General features: G+C 69.8%; 13 protein-coding genes. 8 read left to right on the top strand and 5 right to left on the bottom strand.

Going from position 1 to position 17362, the window contains the following annotated elements; genetic code table 11:
• Window positions 1-173 precede the first annotated feature (173 nt).
• Window positions 174-602 carry a large conductance mechanosensitive channel protein MscL gene (gene mscL / locus ACGFIV_RS33325; protein WP_358560559.1) on the bottom strand — a complete coding sequence of 143 codons (429 nt, stop codon included), beginning with the start codon at window positions 600-602 and terminating at the stop codon, window positions 174-176.
• A gap of 526 nt (window positions 603-1128) precedes the next feature.
• On the opposite strand from mscL, the gene ACGFIV_RS33320 reads away from it, so the two are divergent.
• On the top strand, window positions 1129-1863 hold the full coding sequence (locus ACGFIV_RS33320; protein WP_392838966.1) for a DUF6082 family protein: 735 nt from the start codon (window positions 1129-1131) through the stop codon (window positions 1861-1863).
• A 28-nt stretch (window positions 1864-1891) separates the two neighbouring features.
• On the opposite strand, the gene ACGFIV_RS33315 is transcribed toward ACGFIV_RS33320, so the two are convergent.
• The gene (locus tag ACGFIV_RS33315; RefSeq protein WP_392838991.1) at window positions 1892-2119 is read right to left on the bottom strand and encodes a DUF397 domain-containing protein; all 228 of its coding nucleotides are present in this window, start codon (window positions 2117-2119) and stop codon (window positions 1892-1894) included.
• A 108-nt stretch (window positions 2120-2227) separates the two neighbouring features.
• Window positions 2228-3076 carry a helix-turn-helix transcriptional regulator gene (locus ACGFIV_RS33310; RefSeq protein ID WP_358560565.1) on the bottom strand — a complete coding sequence of 283 codons (849 nt, stop codon included), beginning with the start codon at window positions 3074-3076 and terminating at the stop codon, window positions 2228-2230.
• A gap of 370 nt (window positions 3077-3446) precedes the next feature.
• Here ACGFIV_RS33310 and ACGFIV_RS33305 point away from each other — a divergent pair, with 370 nt between their 5' ends.
• The 5 genes from ACGFIV_RS33305 (at window position 3447) to treZ (ending at window position 13743) form a co-directional block, all read left to right on the top strand.
• Entirely contained in the window at window positions 3447-3755 is a 309-nt protein-coding gene (locus tag ACGFIV_RS33305; protein ID WP_358560567.1) for a hypothetical protein, read from the top strand.
• A 173-nt stretch (window positions 3756-3928) separates the two neighbouring features.
• Window positions 3929-7351, top strand: coding sequence for a BTAD domain-containing putative transcriptional regulator (locus ACGFIV_RS33300; RefSeq protein WP_392838963.1), 3423 nt, complete (start codon window positions 3929-3931; stop codon window positions 7349-7351).
• Between the two features lie 171 nt (window positions 7352-7522).
• Window positions 7523-9628: a glycogen debranching protein GlgX gene (glgX, locus tag ACGFIV_RS33295; protein WP_358550517.1), complete on the top strand. Its 2106-nt coding sequence runs from the start codon at window positions 7523-7525 to the stop codon at window positions 9626-9628.
• A gap of 42 nt (window positions 9629-9670) precedes the next feature.
• A complete protein-coding gene (gene treY, locus ACGFIV_RS33290) occupies window positions 9671-11938 on the top strand; it encodes a malto-oligosyltrehalose synthase (RefSeq protein ID WP_392838961.1) in 2268 nt (755 codons plus the stop codon).
• Window positions 11939-12018: 80 nt separating this feature from the next.
• The gene (treZ, locus tag ACGFIV_RS33285; RefSeq protein WP_392838959.1) at window positions 12019-13743 is read left to right on the top strand and encodes a malto-oligosyltrehalose trehalohydrolase; all 1725 of its coding nucleotides are present in this window, start codon (window positions 12019-12021) and stop codon (window positions 13741-13743) included.
• A gap of 103 nt (window positions 13744-13846) precedes the next feature.
• On the opposite strand, the gene ACGFIV_RS33280 is transcribed toward treZ, so the two are convergent.
• The gene (locus ACGFIV_RS33280; protein WP_392838957.1) at window positions 13847-14371 is read right to left on the bottom strand and encodes an RNA polymerase sigma factor; all 525 of its coding nucleotides are present in this window, start codon (window positions 14369-14371) and stop codon (window positions 13847-13849) included.
• Window positions 14372-14514: 143 nt separating this feature from the next.
• The gene (locus ACGFIV_RS33275) at window positions 14515-15456 is read right to left on the bottom strand and encodes a MerR family transcriptional regulator (RefSeq protein ID WP_392838955.1); all 942 of its coding nucleotides are present in this window, start codon (window positions 15454-15456) and stop codon (window positions 14515-14517) included.
• Between the two features lie 209 nt (window positions 15457-15665).
• Here ACGFIV_RS33275 and ACGFIV_RS33270 point away from each other — a divergent pair, with 209 nt between their 5' ends.
• Together ACGFIV_RS33270 and ACGFIV_RS33265 are read left to right on the top strand one after the other, a co-directional pair.
• Window positions 15666-16961 (top strand): cryptochrome/photolyase family protein, encoded by a 1296-nt coding sequence (locus tag ACGFIV_RS33270; protein WP_392838953.1) that lies wholly within the window; start codon window positions 15666-15668, stop codon window positions 16959-16961.
• Window positions 16958-17260 (top strand): MTH1187 family thiamine-binding protein, encoded by a 303-nt coding sequence (locus ACGFIV_RS33265; protein ID WP_358550529.1) that lies wholly within the window; start codon window positions 16958-16960, stop codon window positions 17258-17260. The genes ACGFIV_RS33270 and ACGFIV_RS33265 overlap by 4 nt, the downstream gene beginning before the upstream one ends.
• Window positions 17261-17362: the final 102 nt, after the last annotated feature.

The raw sequence follows: 17362 nt of genomic DNA, 5'->3' as shown, positions 1-17362 counted from the left end.
ACCCAAAACAACCCAGGCTGAACAGGGGCTATTCCTGCCTCTTCCCACCTGTTCTCAGCCGGGTACGGCCACCCGCGGCGGCCGCACCCGGGAGAGACGGTGAGGCGAGGAAGATCTGGTCCGGGCCCGCGCCGTCCGGAGGCGGGCCGTCCGGGCCCGCGCCGACCGGGGGGTCAGGCCGGGGGCCGGTCGTTGGCCGGCACCGGGCTGAGCTCGGCGGTGCAGAACGCGCAGCGGCGGGCGTCGATCGGGATGTCGCTCAGGCACTCGGGGCACCGCTTCTCGGCCGACTGCTTGTCGCGGTCGAAGAAGCCGATCAGCCGGGTCATCGGCATGACGACCAGCCAGTAGATCACCGCGGCGATGATGAGGAAGGTCAGCAGGTGGTTGACGAAGTCGCCGTACTTGAACTCCGAGCCGTTGAGCGTGAAGGAGTACTTCGAGAAGTCAGGCTGTCTGCCGCCCGTGACGGCGCCGATCAGCGGTGTCACCAGGTCGGTCACCAGTGCCTGGACCAGCCCGCTGAATGTGGCGCCGACGACGACCGCGACGGCGAGCTCCACCAGATTGCCGCGCATCAAGAACTTCTTGAATCCGCCCATCTGTGTATCCTCCGGGGAAATCCTTCAGGGGGAAGGTCTCGGGCTACCGTACGTTCTTCCGCAAACGCGGCCAACGTAGCAGAGGTATGGGGCTTAGCGCCTGTCGGCCCCGAGCCGTTCGAGGTCGAACCGCCGTTCCTGGATGTCCGCGATGCTCAGCCTGAAGGAAAGCCGGCGGTATGGGCCGGGGGTTCGGTGTGAAGGACCGGCCAAGACCACCGCGATGCGCGAAGCCACGAAACGATCACTCGCCGGACTGTGGTGCACTCCGTGAGATTACAGAGGATAGGGCGCCGTGTTCCTGACTCATGCACCTTTTCGCTGATGACGCCCGATTCAATCGTGTTGGTGAGCTAGCCTGTGACCAACTTGATGGAAGAGTGCATTCTTCTATTGGATACGCACCCGCAAGAGGCTGACAGGTCACTCCTTACATGGTTTCGCCTGTACGGCCGGGAGCCAGAGCCGAGGGGCGTAGTTGAAATTTCGAAGGACACTTCAGGGCCTGCTGATACTGGTCATCTCCATGGCTGGTTTCTTCGTGGTGGTCGCCTCCCCTGTGATCATCGATGAGTTCAGTTCTCCGGAGAGGATCGGAGTATTGGATTGGGTGCGGTTAAGTAATATTGGACAGACCTATGGTGCGGTCGCCGCCATATTCTCTGCCCTTGCCCTTATCGCCGTCACGGTGTCACTCGTGATACAGGCCGGCGAGGCCAAGTCAAACAGGCTGCAGGCCGTGCGAGGTCATCACTCAGACTTGCTGAGGATGGCCATCGATGATCCAGCGTTGTATATGCCTTTCCTGGGCCTTCCCGATGAAATGGAGGTGGACATCGCTCGGCGGCACGTCTACGCGGTCCTGCAGATGAATTACTTTCGGATGGCATACGAGTCGCGCATCGTTTCTGAAGGGTCGCTACGAGGAGAGCTTCTCGCCGAGGCATTTCAGGTCCCGTTCATGCGGGACTGGTGGCGGGGCGCTCGTTCGGCGTGGAAGCTGGGTACCAGAGGGACGATCAGGCAACGGAGGTTCTTCAAGATCGTGGACTGTGAGTACGCGAAAGCGCTCGCGTCGACCGTGAAGGCGTCCCAGGATGTCCAGCCAGGTGAGCTGGGCGTTGACGCCGAACCGGCCACTCTGTTCCGCCGTAGCGTCTATAGGGGAATTCTCTGGACGGTTATGCTGAGCGGTGTCGTGTATATCCTCAAGAAGCTGGCCAATGATTCTACGGAAAAGAGCCGAGATGGGATGCGATGACCATCTCGGCTCTTTGTCTAATCGGATCTTACTGCTCGACGAGACGTTGCATATCAAACTCGCCGTTCTTCGCGCCGTTGATGAAAGCCTGCCATTCGCTTTCGGTATAGAGAAGCACAGGGCTGCAAGGGTCCTTCGAGTCTCGAACGGCGACCATCCCGTCCGTAACTGCGATGGCCACGCAGTTCGAGGTGTTGCAATCCCTGGCTACACGCCATGCGAGGTCAGTGTACCTCGTGGTCGGCGAGAACCTCATTGATTCTCCTGATGGCTGGTTGACTTGATAGGGGCACCTCAGACTGGTACCCATATCCGGCATTATGCCATCAAGTGAGTGTACGAACGTGAGCGCCATGCCGCTTGATCACGGCGCGTACTTCTGGTTGACTTCTGCGATCAGCGCCATGGAACCCTCTGGATCGAGGCTCACCGCCATAAGGCGTTCGACCGCCTCTCTGAACATGGCGAGATCGGTGGGCCTGTCAAAATATTGAAGCTGGGTCAGGGCTTCCGTGTATACGATGTCCGGTACTCCAGGATCGAACATCTCCAATATGGTGAACGCACTGTTGAACCCAATGTGCGCCCCGACGCTGAATGGGATGACCCTGGTGGTGATGTGGGTTGGCCGGGCAATCGCGACGAGGTGCTCCAGCTGGCCGTACATCACCTCCCTGCCGCCGATCGAGCGATGAAGAACTGACTCGTCGAGAAGAACGGAATAAGTGGGAGCGTGTTCTTGATGAAGAACTTCCTGCCGTTTCATGCGGGCACCTACGCGCTCCACGAGCACTTTTTCTTCGATACCCGGGAGGACACCCCGGATGATCGCGCTCGCGTAATCCGGCGTCTGTAGCAGGCCGGGTACGGCGCACGTGTCGTAGCTCGTGATCGATGAGGCCTCTGCCTCCAAGCCGATGTAGAGGCGAAACTCATGCTCGTCGTATGTCTGCCACCAGCCTGGCTGGCGCGCCTCTCTGGCCATGGCCATGAGGGCGTCGACCTCCGTCTGATCCGTGCCATAGATATGGCACAGGTCTCTCACGTCGCGGGGGATCACCCCTCGCCGCGCGGTCTCGATCCTGCTGATCTTAGCGGGTGAGCACTCGAGCCTCTGGGCCACTTCCTCAATACTGAGTCCCGTGTCCTGGCGAAGCCGCCGGAGCTGGGTGGCGAGCTGGCGACGCCGTAGGGTCGGATTCGCCCCGGCCATCGACGCTCACCTCTTCCTGATGCGGCCGTCGCCGCGTGCTCCCGAGTTCGCCCAGGCAGCTCCCATTGCTAACAGCTAACACTATTCGCCTGTGGTGGACGCCGAAGGTATCCGCCGACGACACTTTCCTGTGGCAATTGCCATTGGCGGTTGCTCTTGGCACGAACCAGGGTAAAGAGATGGGTAGCCCCTAACGCAGCAGATGCCTCCCCTGTGAAGTCGTCATCGTGGGGTGGCGCCCCCTGCGGGACGGGGTGGTCGCGCGGCGAGCCGCGCGGCCGGTTCGGAGCCGACTCAAGGCTGGACCGGTGGTTGGGGCATCGGTCCTGCTCGGAACACCCGCGCAACCCGGACGAGAGGACGATCCTCTATGAATGTCAGCCCCACCGGGATCGCAGTCAACCTTTGGACCCTCATACGCGAGCAGGCGATGGCCCGCCACTGGGAGCTCAGCGACGCCGTCTTCGCTGAGATCGACGGGTTCGCGTGGGTGCAGGGCTGGGCGATCATCCGGTACCGGACCAGGCACACCTATCGCGACCCCCGGTTCGACCGGGTGGTCGTCTGCTGCACCTGCGGGGGAGACGGCAGGGGGGCCGGCGGCCGCACGTGCCGCACCTGCAAGGGCGACGGCCTGCTCAACTTCTTCGAGCCCCCGGCCGCCAGGAAGAGCGCCTGAGCCGCCCAGGTCGCCAGAAGCGCCTGAGCCGCCCCGGTCGCCCGACCGGCAGCGCCTCGCCCTTTGAGAGGGCATTCCATCGCATCGGGTGGACCGTGCCAGCTTCGCCGTATGCGAACCGGTTGGCACTGGCTACTATCGGGCCGTACGCCCGGGGCATCCAAGGGAGCTGCGTGGAGTTTCGCCTGCTTGGTCCTGTCTGCGTGCTCGCCGACGGCGAGAGCGCCCTGGACCTCGGACCGCACCAGCAACAGGCCGTGCTGGCCATGTGCATGCTGGCCTCACCTCGCCCGATGAGCCCTTCGAGGATCATCGAAGCGCTCTGGGAGGACGAGCCGCCGGCGGGCGCGCTCAACACCGTGCAGGCCTACGTCTCCAAGCTCCGCCGCATCCTGGAACCCGGACGCGTCCGGGCGGTGGCCCCCCGCGTCCTTGTGAGCAAGCTCGGCGGCTACGCCCTGGTCATTCCCGCCGAGAGCCTCGACCTCACGCGGGCCAGGACGCACGCGGCACAGGGGGCGCGGCTGCTCCGCCTGGGCGACCTGTCCGGGGCCAGGGACGAGCTGCGCCGCGCGCTCGCCGAGTGGCGGGGCGATCCCCTGTCGGGCTTCGAGGAGGACTCCTGGGCGCGTGAGGAGATCTCCCACCTCGGCGAGCTGAGGCTGGCGCTGGTGGAGGACACCGCGGAGGCCGAGCTCGGCCTCGGCATCGGGGCCGGGATGGTGCCCGAGCTGACCAGGCTCCTCGCCGCGCTTCCCCTGCGCGAGCGCCTGCGCCGCCTGCGAGCCCACGCGCTCTACCAGGCAGGACGGCAGGCCGACGCCCTCGCCACGCTCGCCGAGGGGCGGCGGCTGCTGGTCGAGGAGCTGGGTCTGGACCCCGATCCGAGCTCGCGCGAGCTGGAGAGGGCGATCCTGTCCCAGGACCCCTCGCTCATCCCTCGCGGCACGGTCACCGCCGCGCCCGCAGCCCCCGCAGCCCCCGCCGCGCCCGCGGCCCCCGTGCCCGAGGCGCCGCCACTGGTCGGCAGGGGGCGGGAGTCCGCACTGCTGTCGGAGGCCGTCGCCGCGGCGGACCACAGGGTCGTGCTGATCGCGGGAGAGCCGGGGATCGGCAAGACGAGCCTCGCCGAGGAGGCCGCGCGGGCCGCCCGCGCGGCCGGCCGTACGGTCGTGTTCGGCCGGTGCTGGGACGGCAGCGGCGCGCCGCCGTTCTGGCCGTGGGCGCAGGCCGTGCGGGAGCTCACCGGGCGCGACGGCGAGCTGGCCGAGCTGGTGGGCGCGGGGGAGGGCTTCCCGCTGTACGAGGCGGTCGTCCGGCTGGTGAACGGGTACGGCCGCGTGCTGGTCGTCCTCGACGACCTCCAGTGGGCGGACGCCTCCTCGCTCGGGCTGCTGGAGTTCCTGGCGACGACCCGCGCCTGTCCGAGGCTCACCGTGGTGGCGACCTACCGCGACACCGACGTGGCACAGCCGCTCTCGCGCCACCTCCCGGCCCTTGTACGGCTGCCGCACGCCGAGCGGATCACGCTGGCCGGCCTGTCGGAAGGGGACATCGGCGAGTACCTCGGCCGTGAAGGCGCCGATCCGGCGCTCGCGGGCCGGATGGCGCGGCTGACGGCGGGCAACCCCTTCTTCCTGGGCGAGGTCGTGCGGCTGGGCGAGGGCGTCGCGGCGCCCGATGCCGTCGCCGACGTGGTCATGGGACGCGTCGCCGCGCTGCCTCCCCACACCGGCGAGGTCCTGACCGCGGCGGCGCTCCTCGGCCGGGAGGCCCGGCTGGACGTGCTGCTCGACGTGCTGGCCGACACCGCCGGCGTGCCCCAGGACCAGGTGCTCGACATCCTCGACGCGGCGGTGCGGGCCAGGCTGCTCGCCGAGCGGGCCGAGCCGCCCATCGGCCATCGCTTCGTCCACGACATCGTCCGGGACGTCCTGCGCGCGGGTCTCGCGCCGCTGCGCAGGCGCCGCCTGCACGCCCAGGTGGCGGCCGTGCTGGAGCGCCGCGGAGACGCGCCCCCGGCCGAGATCGCCCACCACTACCGCGAGGGCCTGGTCCTCACGGGGACGGCCGCCAAGGCGATCGAGTACTCCCGCCAGGCCGCGGCGCACGCCACGGGCCAGCTCGCCCACGAGGACGCGGTGGAGCACCTCGGGCACGCCGTACGGCTGACCGGCGAGCCCGCCGGCGGTGACCTTGCCCTGCGCTGCGACCTGCTCCTCGACCTGGCGGAGGCGCAGGCGGCGGCCGGGATGAGCACGGCGGTGCGGGCCACGCTGGACGAGGCCGCCGCCCTCGCCGAGGAGATGGGCGACATCGACAGGCTCGCGCGGGCCGCCCTCGGCTTCTCCGACCTGATCTACTGGCTCATGTTCGAGGAGTGGGCCGGCATGGACCGGTTCGCCGCCCGCATCGAACGGGTCCTGCGCGACCAGCCCGGCGACTCGCCCTGGGCGCCGCAACTCCTGGCGGCGCTGGCGGTCGCGGGGTACTACAGGCGGTCGCTGGACGAGAGCGCCGGCCTCGCCATGGAGGCCGTACGGATGGCCAGGCGGTCGGGGGACGACCGGTCGCTGCTCCGCACGCTGGTCGCCCACGAGATGCTGCTGCGCGGCGACGCGGACCCCCGCGAGCGGCAGGCGCTCGTCGACGAGATCATCGAGGTCGGCGTGAGGATCGGGGACCTTCCGTACGAGTGGCTCGGACGCGAGGCCGACTACATCATGCGCGTCTCGGCGGGCGACTTCGACCGGGCCGACGAGCTCCTGACCTGGCTGTACGAGACCGCCCTGAGCCTGCGCCAGCCCGCCATGCTGAGCCTCGCGGCCTGGCAGAAGGCGGTCACGGCGTACCTGCGCGGCCGGTTCGACGAGGCGCTCGCCGGCGCGGAGGAGTCGGGGCTGGCCCATCCCGAGGGCGCCCTCGGCCGGGGGGACCCGGACTCCCGCACCCAGCTGTTCAGGTCGCTCGTCCTGCGGTGCCGTGGTCGCGCGGCGGAGGCGCTCGCGGTGGCCGACGGGATGCAGGCCGGAGCGCCGGACGACCTGAGCCGGCGGCTCGTGCGCTGCCTGGCCCTGCTCGACCTCAACGAGGCCGGCGACGACCCCGACGCGGCAGGCGACGGGCTGAGCGAGGCAGGCGACGACCTCGACGCCGCCGGAGACGATCGCGGACGGCGCGACGAGGCGCGGGCCGTCCTCGCGGAACTGGCCGCCGACGGGTTCGAGGCGGTCGAGCACGACCTGTACTACCGGTTCATCGCCGACGCGCTCAGCGAGATCTGCCTGGCCGTGGGCGACACGGCCGCCGCACGCGCGCTGTACGACCGGATCACCGTCAAGGACGGCCTGTTCGGCTGGTCGCTGGCCGGGCTCTGCCTCGGCAGGCTGGCCATGGTCCTGGGCGACACCGCCCTCGCCGAACGGCACCTCAGAGAGGGGCTGGCCTTCGTCACGAGCTCGGGCGCCCGGCTGTACGAGGCGCCGGTGCTGGCCCTGCTCGCCGAGATCACAGGGGATGAGGAGATCCGCGGGGAAGCAGCGCGCGCCGCCGGGGGGCGAGTGTCCGGCGCGGGCCGACCTGGCGAGGTCGAGTAGCCTGGCTCGTGCCGCACGATCACGTGGCGACGCGTGCGGAGCCGCACCGTGACACAGAGTCCTTGACATAGAAGCGCACATTGTCCCCCTTGGACAAGTGATTGACTCACCGAGCTGCGCTGGGTGGCATGGTCGGGGGAACATGGGGCAAATCCCTATCCGGGTGGTGACATGATCGAAACTTGGCCCGGCGACCCCTATCCGCTCGGGGCTACATATGACGGCGCGGGGACGAACTTCGCGCTCTACACCGAGGTCGGCGAGCGCGTGGAGCTCTGCCTCTTCGACGAGGACCAGAAGGAGGAACGCGTCGCGCTCACCGAGTGCGAGGGGTTCGTCTGGCATGGGTACCTGCCGGGCATCGGCCCCGGCCAGCGCTACGGCTACCGCGTGGACGGCCCGTACGAGCCGTCGCGCGGGCAGCGCTGCAACCCGAACAAGCTCCTCCTCGACCCGTACGCCAAGGCGATCGAGGGCGGCGTGCAGTGGGACCAGGCCGTGTACGGCTACCGCTTCGGCGACCCCGACAGCCGCGAGGACACCGACTCGGCCGCCTACGTGCCGAAGTCCATCGTGGTGAACCCCTTCTTCGGATGGGGGCACGACCGGCCGCCGGCGACGCCGTACCACGACACGGTGATCTACGAGGCGCATGTGCGGGGGCTGACCATCCAGCACCCCCGCATCCCCGAGCGCATCCGCGGCACCTACGCCGCGCTCGGGCACCCCGAGATCATCGATCACCTGACGGGGCTCGGGGTCACGGCGGTCGAGCTGATGCCGGTACACCAGTTCGTCACCGACGACACGCTGGAGCAGCGGGGGCTGACCAACTACTGGGGCTACAACACCATCGGCTTCTTCGCGCCGCACAACGCCTACTCCAGCTCGGGTGAGCGGGGCGGGCAGGTGCTGGAGTTCAAGGCCATGGTGAAGGCCCTGCACGAGGCCGACATCGAGGTCATCCTCGACGTCGTCTACAACCACACGGCCGAGGGCAACCACCTCGGTCCGACGCTCAGCATGCGCGGCATCGACAACGAGGCCTACTACCGGCTCGTCGACGACGACCAGCGCTACTACATGGACACGACGGGCACCGGCAACAGCCTGCTGATGCGCTCGCCGCACACGCTTCAGATGATCATGGACTCGCTGCGCTACTGGGTCATCGAGATGCACGTCGACGGGTTCCGCTTCGACCTCGCCTCGACCCTGGCCAGGGAGCTGCACGAGGTCGACAGGCTGTCGGCCTTCTTCGACCTCGTCCAGCAGGACCCGGTGCTCAGCCAGGTCAAGCTCATCGCCGAGCCGTGGGACGTCGGGCCGGGCGGCTACCAGGTGGGCAACTTCCCGCCACGGTGGACCGAGTGGAACGGGCGCTACCGCGACACGATCCGCGACATGTGGCGGGGCGAGCACGCCGCGCTGCCGGAGTTCGCCTCACGCCTCACCGGCTCCAGCGACCTCTACCAGGACGACAGCCGCCGTCCCGCCGCGTCGATCAACTTCGTCACCTGCCACGACGGCTTCACGCTGCGCGACCTCGTGTCGTACAACGACAAGCACAACGAGGCGAACGGCGAGGGCAACCGCGACGGCACCGACGACAACCGGTCGTGGAACTGCGGCGAGGAGGGCCCGGCCAGCGGTGCGGTCGAGGCGCTGCGCGAGCAGCAGAAGCGCAACTTCCTGGCCACGCTGTTCCTGTCGCAGGGCGTGCCGATGCTCTCCCACGGAGACGAGCTGGGCCGTACGCAGGAGGGCAACAACAACGCCTACTGCCAGGACAACGAGATCAGCTGGGTCGACTGGTCCGACGTCCGCGAGAACTGGCTGCTGCTGGAGTTCACCCAGCAGCTCGCGCGGCTGCGCCGTGACCATCCGGTGTTCCGGCGCAGGAGGTTCTTCTTCGGGCGCGCGGTGCGCGGGTCGGGCGACGAGCTGACCGACATCGCCTGGCTCACGCCGTCGGGCCAGGAGATGACCGACGGCGACTGGCACAACGGGTACGCCAAGTCGCTCTGCGTCTTCCTCAACGGCGAGGCCATCACCGAGCCCGACCGGCGGGGGCGGCGCGTCGTCGACGACTCGTTCCTGCTGATGTTCAACGCCCACCACGACATCATCCGGTTCACCATCCCGAAGGACTTCGGCGAGGTGTGGGTGCCCGAGATCGACACCGCGGTGCCCATCTCGATCGACTCCAAGCTGTACCGGGCGGGTGAGGAGGTGCCCGTCGCGGGTAGGTCGGTCCGGGTGCTACGCCGTGCCTGAGCGGTTCCCACGCATGCCCGTCTGACGTTCGGAGGACACGACGTGACCGAATCGGTGAAGCCCGCGGCGTCGGGGGAGCCGGGGGCGGCCGGTCCCACGGCCCCCGCGAAGCCCACGGCGACCTACCGGATCCAGCTCACCCCGGACTTCGGGTTCGGGGAGGCGGCCGGCCTGGTCGGCTACCTCTCCGAGCTGGGGGTGAGCCACCTCTACCTCTCGCCGATCCTGCAGGCGGTGCCGGCCTCGCTCCACGGCTACGACGTGACCGACCACTCGCGGATCAGGGAGGAATTCGGCGGCGTCGCCGGGCTGCGCGAGCTGGCGGCCAAGGGGCTCCCGCTGATCGCCGACATCGTGCCGAACCACATGACCGTGCCCGTCCCCGAGTCGGCCAACGCCCGGCTCTGGGAGGTCCTCAGGGACGGCCCCGAGTCGCCCTCGGTGCGGTGGTTCGACATTGACTGGTCCGGCGGCAAGGTGGCGATGCCCGTGCTCGGCGACGACACCGACGTCGAGGCCGAGGTGATGGCCGACGGCGACGTCCTGCGCTACTACGACCACGAGTTCCCCGTGCGGCGGGGCGGCGGCAGGCTGGACGACCAGTTCTACCGGCTGGTGCCGTGGCGGGAGAGCCCCGGGTACCGGCGGTTCTTCGACGTCTCCTCCCTCATCGGGCTCCGCGTCGAGGACCCCGAGGTCTTCGACGCCACCCACCGGGTGATCCTCGCGCTGGTGGCGGAGGGGGTCATCACCGGGCTGCGGGTCGACCATCCCGACGGGCTGGCCGATCCGCGCGCCTACCTCGCCCGGCTGCGGGAGCTGGCCCCGGTGTGGACGGTGGCCGAGAAGATCCTCATCGACGACGAGCGGCTGCCGGACGACTGGGCGTGCGACGGCACGACCGGATACGACGCGCTCAACATGGTCACCCGGCTGTTCGTCGATCCGGCGGGGGCCGCGCCGCTGGTCGGCACGTTCCTCCAGCACACCGCCTTCCCGGCCGATTACGACATCGTGCGCTATGAGGCGAAAAAGCAGGTCTTGGCGCAGTTCTTCGGTAGCGAGATCGACCGGCTCACCCGTGACGTGCCCGAGCTGCGTGCGGCCATGGTCGAGCTGCTCGCGGCGATGCCGGTCTACCGGGCGTACGCCGTCCCGGGAGAGGAGCCTCCCGCGAAGACCGTGAGGCTGATCCGCGCGGCCGCCGCCGAGGCCGCCCGCCGTGCCGATCCCGAGGCGGTGGCCAGGGCGGCCGATCTGGTCCTGTCCGGCCCGGCCGAGACGGTCACCCGGTTCCAGCAGACCTGCGGGCCCGTCATGGCCAAGGGCGTGGAGGACACCGCGCTTTACCGCTGGTACCCGCTGGCCTGCCTGAACGAGGTCGGCGGCGAGCCCGACCGCTTCGGCGTCTCGGCGGAGGAGTTCCACGCGTTCTGCGCCGGCATGGCGCCGTACACGATGACCACGCTCTCGACCCACGACACCAAGCGGTCGGAGGACGTCCGCGCTCGCCTCGCCGTTTTGTCGGAGCTTCCCGGCGAGTGGGCCGAGGCGGTGGCCGGCTGGTCCGAGCGGGTCTCCTTCGACCCCAAGCTCGACTACCTCGCCTGGCAGAACCTCATGGCGGCGTGGCCGATCAGCGTCGAGCGCTTCAGCGACTACCTCTACAAGGCGGCCAGGGAGGCCAAGACCACGATCTCGTGGATGGCCCCTGACGCCGCGTACGAGAAGGGCGTCCGCGACTTCGCCGCGCGGGCGATCGACGTCTGCGGGCTCTCGGTCGCCGCGTTCACCGAGCGCGTCGACCGGTACGCCAAGGCGAACTCCCTCGGCCAGAAGCTCGTGCAGCTGATGATGCCGGGCATCCCGGACGTCTATCAGGGAAGCGAGACCACCGACTTCTCGCTGGTCGATCCCGACAACCGGCGGCCCGTGGACTTCGCCTACCGGCGCTCGCTCCTCGACGCACCGGCGGGCGACACCTGGGACGCGGCCAAGCTCCTGGTCACCGCGTCCGCCCTGAAGCTGCGCGCGAGGCTCGACCCCGCCGCGCCGTACATCCCGCTCGAAGCCGACGAGGAGGGCGCGGGCCGCGAGCACGCCATCGCGTTCGCCCGGGGAGACCAGGCGGTGGCGGTGGCCACGCGGTTCCCGGCCGCTCTGGAGCGGCGCGGCGGCTGGGGTGCCGAGACGCTGACCCTGCCTCCGGGCCGGTGGCGCGACGTGCTCGCCGGCACTTCCCACGCCGGGCGCGTCCCGTTCGCCCACCTGCTCGCACGTTATCCCGTGGCGTTGCTGGAAAGGGAATAGCGGGCGGCGGTCAACGGCGTCACGTCCTTCGGGGACACTCCTTTCTGGAGCACGGTTCTGGATGCACTGCGGGGAGGAACATGTTCGAGGTCTGGGCACCGACGGCGGGCCGCGTCGAGGTGGAGATCGACAAGGCGCGCCGGCACGAGATGGTCCGGCGGGACGACGGCTGGTGGACGGCGGAGGTGCCCGGCGCCTCCCATGACACCGACTACGCCTTCAGCGTCGACGGCGGCGAGGCGTTCCCCGACCCGAGGACGCGTCGGCAGCCGTACGGCGTCTTCGGGCCGAGCCGGGTCTACGAGCACGACCGCTTCACCTGGGGCGACCAGGCCTGGCGCGGGCGCGACCTCCCCGGATCGGTGATCTACGAGCTGCACGTCGGCACGTTCACCAAGGAGGGCACCTTCGACGCGGCGGCGGGCAGGCTCGGCCACCTCGCCGAGCTCGGGGTCGACTTCGTGGAGCTGCTCCCGGTCCCGCCGGTCCCCGGGCGCCACAACTGGGGGTACGACGGGGTCGACCTCTACGCGGTGCACGAGGAGTACGGCGGGCCGGACGGGCTCAAGCGGTTCGTGGACGCCTGCCACCGCGCGGGCATCGGCGTGCTGCTCGACGTGGTCTACAACCACCTCGGGCCGTCCGGGAACTTCCTCGCCCAGTTCGGGCCCTACCTCCACGAGTCCGCGTCCTCGTTCTGGGGGCAGGCGGTCAACCTGGACGGCAAGCACTCCGACGAGGTGCGCCGTTACTTCATCGGCAACGCGCTGCAGTGGCTGCGCGACTACCACGTCGACGGGCTGCGCCTGGACGCCGTGCACGCCCTGCACGACAAGCGTGCCCTGCACTTCCTGGAGGAGCTCGCCGAGGAGACCGACGCGCTGTCGGCCGCGCTCGGACGGCCGCTCACGCTGATCGCCGAGTCCGACCTGAACGACCCCCGGCTGATCACCCCGCGCGAGGCCGGGGGCTACGGCCTGGCCGGCACCTGGGACGACGACGTGCACCACGCCCTGCACTCCGCCCTGACCGGTGAGCGGCACGGCTACTACTGCGACTTCGGGCCGATGGAGGTGCTCGCCAAGGTGTTCACCTCGGCCTACTTCCACGACGGCACGTACTCCACCTTCCGGGGGCGCAAGCACGGCCGTCCGGTCGACCGGCACCGCGTCCCGGGCTACCGGTTCGTGTGCTCGCTGCAGAACCACGACCAGATCGGCAACCGGGCGATGGGCGACCGGCTCTCGCCCGAGGCGCTCAAGGTCGGAGCCGGCCTGCTGCTGACCTCGCCGTTCACTCCGATGCTGTTCATGGGGGAGGAGTGGGGGACCAGAACGCCGTTCCTGTTCTTCACCGACCACGTGGAGCCGCACCTCGCGCAGGGCGAGAGCGAGCGCAGGGAGCGGGAGTTCGTCGGCTTCGGCTACGACGACTGGGGCGCCACGGCTCCCGACCCGCAGGACGAGGCGACGTTCCACCGCTCGAAGCTCGACTGGAGCGAGCTGTCGTCGCCGGTCCACGAGGAGCTGTTCGGCTGGTACCGCGATCTGATCAGGCTCAGGAAGACGGTTCCCGACCTCGCCGACCCCCGGCTCGACCGCGTGTCCGTCGAGTTCAGCGAGCGGGATCGCTCGATCGTCGTGCACCGGGGCGCGTTCCGCGTGGCCGCCAACCTCGGCGACTCCCCGGTGACCGTGGGGCTCGGGCCGGGCACGGTGCTGATCGCCTCCGACCCTAAGGTGGCGCTGACCGGCGACGGCCTCTCCCTGCCGCCGCACTCCCTGGCCGTGGTCCGGCCGGATTGACCTTCACCGTATGACCACGCGCGGCGTGAGCTCGCGGCCCCGGACGGCCGCGAGCCCTCGCCGTTCACGCCGTTCGTTCACGCCGTTCGTTCACGCCGTTCGTTCACGCCGCGATCGGCGACAGCATCGTCGAGAGCCGGTGCAGGCCGCGTGCGGTGCGGGCCTTCACGGTGCCGAGTGGCACGTCGAGCCGTTCGGCGATCTCCCTCTGGGTGAGCTCGCCGTAGTAGGCCAGCTCGATCGCCTCGCGCTGCGGCCCGGGCAGGACCGCGAGCGCCCGCTGGATCTGGTCACGACTGCCGAACGCATCGGCCGTCTCGCGGCCGTCGCCGTCCCTCGGCTCCGACACACTGTCCAGCGGGACGGTCGCGAGCACCCGGACCCGCAGGTGGTCGATGGCGCGCTTGCGGGCGATGCCGAGCAGCCAGGCCTCAAGGCTGCGGCTCGGATCATAGCGGTGCCGCGAGCGCCACACCTCTGAGAAGACCACCTGCCGCACGTCCTCGATGTCCTGCGCGGGAACGAGCCTGCGCAGGTAGGCCGCGACCAGTGACCCGTATGTCCGGTAGCACTCCGCGAGAGCGGCGTCGTCACCGCTCGCCAGACGGATGCCGAGTGTGCCCGTCATTGGACCCTCCTCGGGGGCGGAAACTTACTCAAAACCTATTCATAGACCTCCGAGTGTGTGGCGCGCAACCCAAGAAGACCCAAAACGAGGGCCTGGACAGGTCAAGAAGGATCGACGAACAGGCCCGGCGGCCCGAGGATGATCTAGTGAAGCGTGGCGCGGACCTGGGTCACGGCGTCCCGCAGGGAGAACGCGCGGCCGACCCCGGCGGGAAGGCGCTCGTCCCACCAGCCGGGCCCCCCCACGATGATCCGGCTCGCCGGACGCAGCGCCGGCAGCGCCCGGAGGGGCCCGGGATCGCCCGTCGCGTCGAGCTGTGACCAGACGAAGACCACGATGGGCCCGAGGCGGCGCATGGCGTCCGCCAGGGCGTGGTAGGGCGTGCGCGGCCCGAGGATGCGCGTCTCCAGGCGGTCGGCCGTGGTGAGCGTCGCCGCGAGCGCGTACAGCGGCAGGCTGTGCTGCTCGTCCTCGGCGCAGGCCAGGAGGATCGCGCGGGGATGCGACGGACGGGCGGGCCTGCCGGCACGCTCGCTCAGCGCGCTCAGCAGCCGCTCGGAGAACAGGTGCTCGATCTCGACGCCCGCGCCCGTCGCGTCCTGCCTCCTGGTGATCGCGTCGAACACCGGCAGGACCAGCCGCTCCCACGTCCAGGCGACCCCGTGCTCGTCCAGGGCCGCGCCGAGGCCCGAGACGACGGCGTCACCGTCGAGGTTCAGCGCCGCCCTGGCGAGGACGGCGGCGCTCGGAACCCGCACGGCGCCCGCCTCGGGCACCGCTCGGTCCACCGGCCCCGAAAGCCGCCCGAGGTCCGCAGGAGTCCGCCCGAGGGCGGCCTGGGCGGCCTCGGCGGGAGGCAGCCCGGCTCTGATCAGCCGGTTCATCTCCTCCAGGCGCAGCAGGTCGGCCGCGTCGTAGCGCCGGTGCCCGCCGGGGCTGCGGTGGCTCGGCCCGATGCCGTAGCGGAGGTTCCAGGTGCGCAGGGTGGGCGCGGGCACGCCGAGCCGCCGGGCGACGGCGCCGATGCCGTAGCTCGGCCCCTCGTCGACCGGCTCGCCGGTCATCTCACCTGTGCGCTCGTCCATTCGCTCTGTCCAGGCCCCGCTTTCGTGGCCGCCCGTCGAGGTAACAGCCTGCCAGGTGGCGGCACCTGCCCGAACCGTTCGGCCCCTGCCCGGACGGCCATGCCACCGCTCGTACGTCCGGCCGCGCTCGGCTCCCCTCTCGCTGAGTCCTTCGCAAGGTATCCGCCGCCGGACGCAACCGCCTGCCGGTGATCTCCGAAGAGTTGGATGTGGACACTGTCATCGTGCTGCTCACCAGGGATCTCCGGGTGCACGATCACCCGGTGCTGGCCGAAGCCTGCGCGCGGGCGCGCTCGGTCGTCCCCCTGTTCGTCCTGGACCCGGCGATACGTGGACACCACCGTCAGGGGTTCCTGGCCGAGGCCCTTGCGGACCTGAGGTCGTCACTTCGCGACCTCGGAGGCGACCTCGTTGTACGCCGGGGCGACCCGGTGGCCGAGGCCGTACGTCTCGCGACCGAGCTGCCCGCGTCGGCCATCTGGACCTCCTCGGACGTCAGCGCGTACGCGCGCCGGCGCGAGCGGCGGCTGAAGGAGGCGTGCGAGGCCCACCGGCTGGGGTTCCGGCTGTTCCCGGGCGTGACCGTCGTGCCGCCCGGCGAGCTGCTGCCCGCCGGAGGCGACCACTACCGCGTGTTCACCCCGTACTGGCGGGCCTGGTCGAGCACGGCCCACCGGCCGGTCCTCGGTCCGCCCAGGGTGGTCTCCCTGCCCGACGGGATCGACCCGGGGGAGCTGCCCGCGCGGCCTCAGCGGCCGTTCGGGAACCTGCGCGGGGGCGAGACGCTGGCCAGGCGGCGCCTGGAGCTGTGGCTGAGGCTCTGCCTGGCCGACTACGCCGAGGGGCACGACACGCTGTCGGAGGACCAGACTTCTATGCTCAGCCCGTACCTCCGGTTCGGCTGCGTGTCGCCGTCCGAGGTCGCCGCCCGGGCCGTGGGCCGGCCGGGCGCCGAGGAGTTCGTCAGGCAGCTGTGCTGGCGCGACTTCTACTACCAGGTGGCCCTGGCGTTCCCCGACCTGCCGCGGCGCGACTACCGGCCGCGATCCAGGGACTGGAACGACGACGAGGACGCCGCCCAGGCCTGGCGGGAGGGCATGACCGGGGTGCCGATCGTGGACGCCGGGATGCGCCAGCTCCTCGCCGAGGGGTGGATGCACAACCGCGCCCGCATGATCGTCGGCTCCTTCCTCACCAAGCGGCTGATGATCCACTGGCGGGTGGGCGGGGAGCACTTCGCCGACCTGCTGCTGGACGGGGACATCCCGAACAACTGGGGCAACTGGCAGTGGGTCGCGGGCACGGGCAACGACACGAGGCCGAACCGCGTGCTCAACCCCCTGCGCCAGGCCCACAGGTTCGACCCGGACGGCGCGTACGTCAGGCAGTACATCCCCGAGCTGGCCGCGCTGCCCGCCCCGCTGATCCACGAGCCGTGGAAGGCCTCGCCCAAGGTGCCCGGCTATCCGCCCCCGCTGCTCCCGTCGTGGACAATGGACAGATGATCATCGCATTCTCCGTCACCCCGCTCGGCGTGGGCGAGGCCGTGGCCGAACCCGTGGCCAGAGCCGTCCGCGTGGTCCGCGAGAGCGGCCTGCCGAACAGCACCGACGCCATGTTCACCACGATCGAGGGCGACTGGGACGAGGTCATGGACGTCGTGAAGCGCGCCGTCGAGGCCGTCGCCGAGGTCGCCCCCCGCGTCAGCCTGGTCCTCAAGGCGGACGTGCGACCGGGCGTGGACGACGCCATGACCTCCAAGGTCGAATCCCTCGAACGCCACCTCGGCGGACGGCCGGAGTGACAGGCCGCTAGGAGCTGTTTGACGTTCGGATCTTGGTGGGGTCCGGTAGCGGGCTGGTCATGGCTGATAGAACTCGGATGTGGCGCGCTTTGATGTGACCGA

Origin of the sequence: Sphaerisporangium sp. NPDC049003 (genome assembly GCF_043197795.1) — a bacterium.
GTDB lineage: Bacteria > Actinomycetota > Actinomycetes > Streptosporangiales > Streptosporangiaceae > Sphaerisporangium.
Note: the sequence above shows the minus strand (reverse complement) of the source record. Positions and strands in the feature narration are given on the sequence as shown.

Excerpts from the sequence above, each read along its gene's own strand:
- ACGFIV_RS33310 (WP_358560565.1), bottom strand. The coding sequence starts at position 3,076 with ATGGCCGGGGCGAATCCGACCCTACGGCGTCGCCAGCTCGCCACCCAG.
- ACGFIV_RS33275 (WP_392838955.1), bottom strand. The coding sequence starts at position 15,456 with ATGGACGAGCGCACAGGTGAGATGACCGGCGAGCCGGTCGACGAGGGG.
- ACGFIV_RS33280 (WP_392838957.1), bottom strand. The coding sequence starts at position 14,371 with ATGACGGGCACACTCGGCATCCGTCTGGCGAGCGGTGACGACGCCGCT.
- ACGFIV_RS33315 (WP_392838991.1), bottom strand. The coding sequence starts at position 2,119 with ATGAGGTTCTCGCCGACCACGAGGTACACTGACCTCGCATGGCGTGTA.
- glgX (WP_358550517.1), top strand. The coding sequence starts at position 7,523 with ATGATCGAAACTTGGCCCGGCGACCCCTATCCGCTCGGGGCTACATAT.
- treZ (WP_392838959.1), top strand. The coding sequence starts at position 12,019 with ATGTTCGAGGTCTGGGCACCGACGGCGGGCCGCGTCGAGGTGGAGATC.
- ACGFIV_RS33265 (WP_358550529.1), top strand. The coding sequence starts at position 16,958 with ATGATCATCGCATTCTCCGTCACCCCGCTCGGCGTGGGCGAGGCCGTG.
- mscL (WP_358560559.1), bottom strand. The coding sequence starts at position 602 with ATGGGCGGATTCAAGAAGTTCTTGATGCGCGGCAATCTGGTGGAGCTC.
- ACGFIV_RS33305 (WP_358560567.1), top strand. The coding sequence starts at position 3,447 with ATGAATGTCAGCCCCACCGGGATCGCAGTCAACCTTTGGACCCTCATA.
- ACGFIV_RS33320 (WP_392838966.1), top strand. The coding sequence starts at position 1,129 with ATGGCTGGTTTCTTCGTGGTGGTCGCCTCCCCTGTGATCATCGATGAG.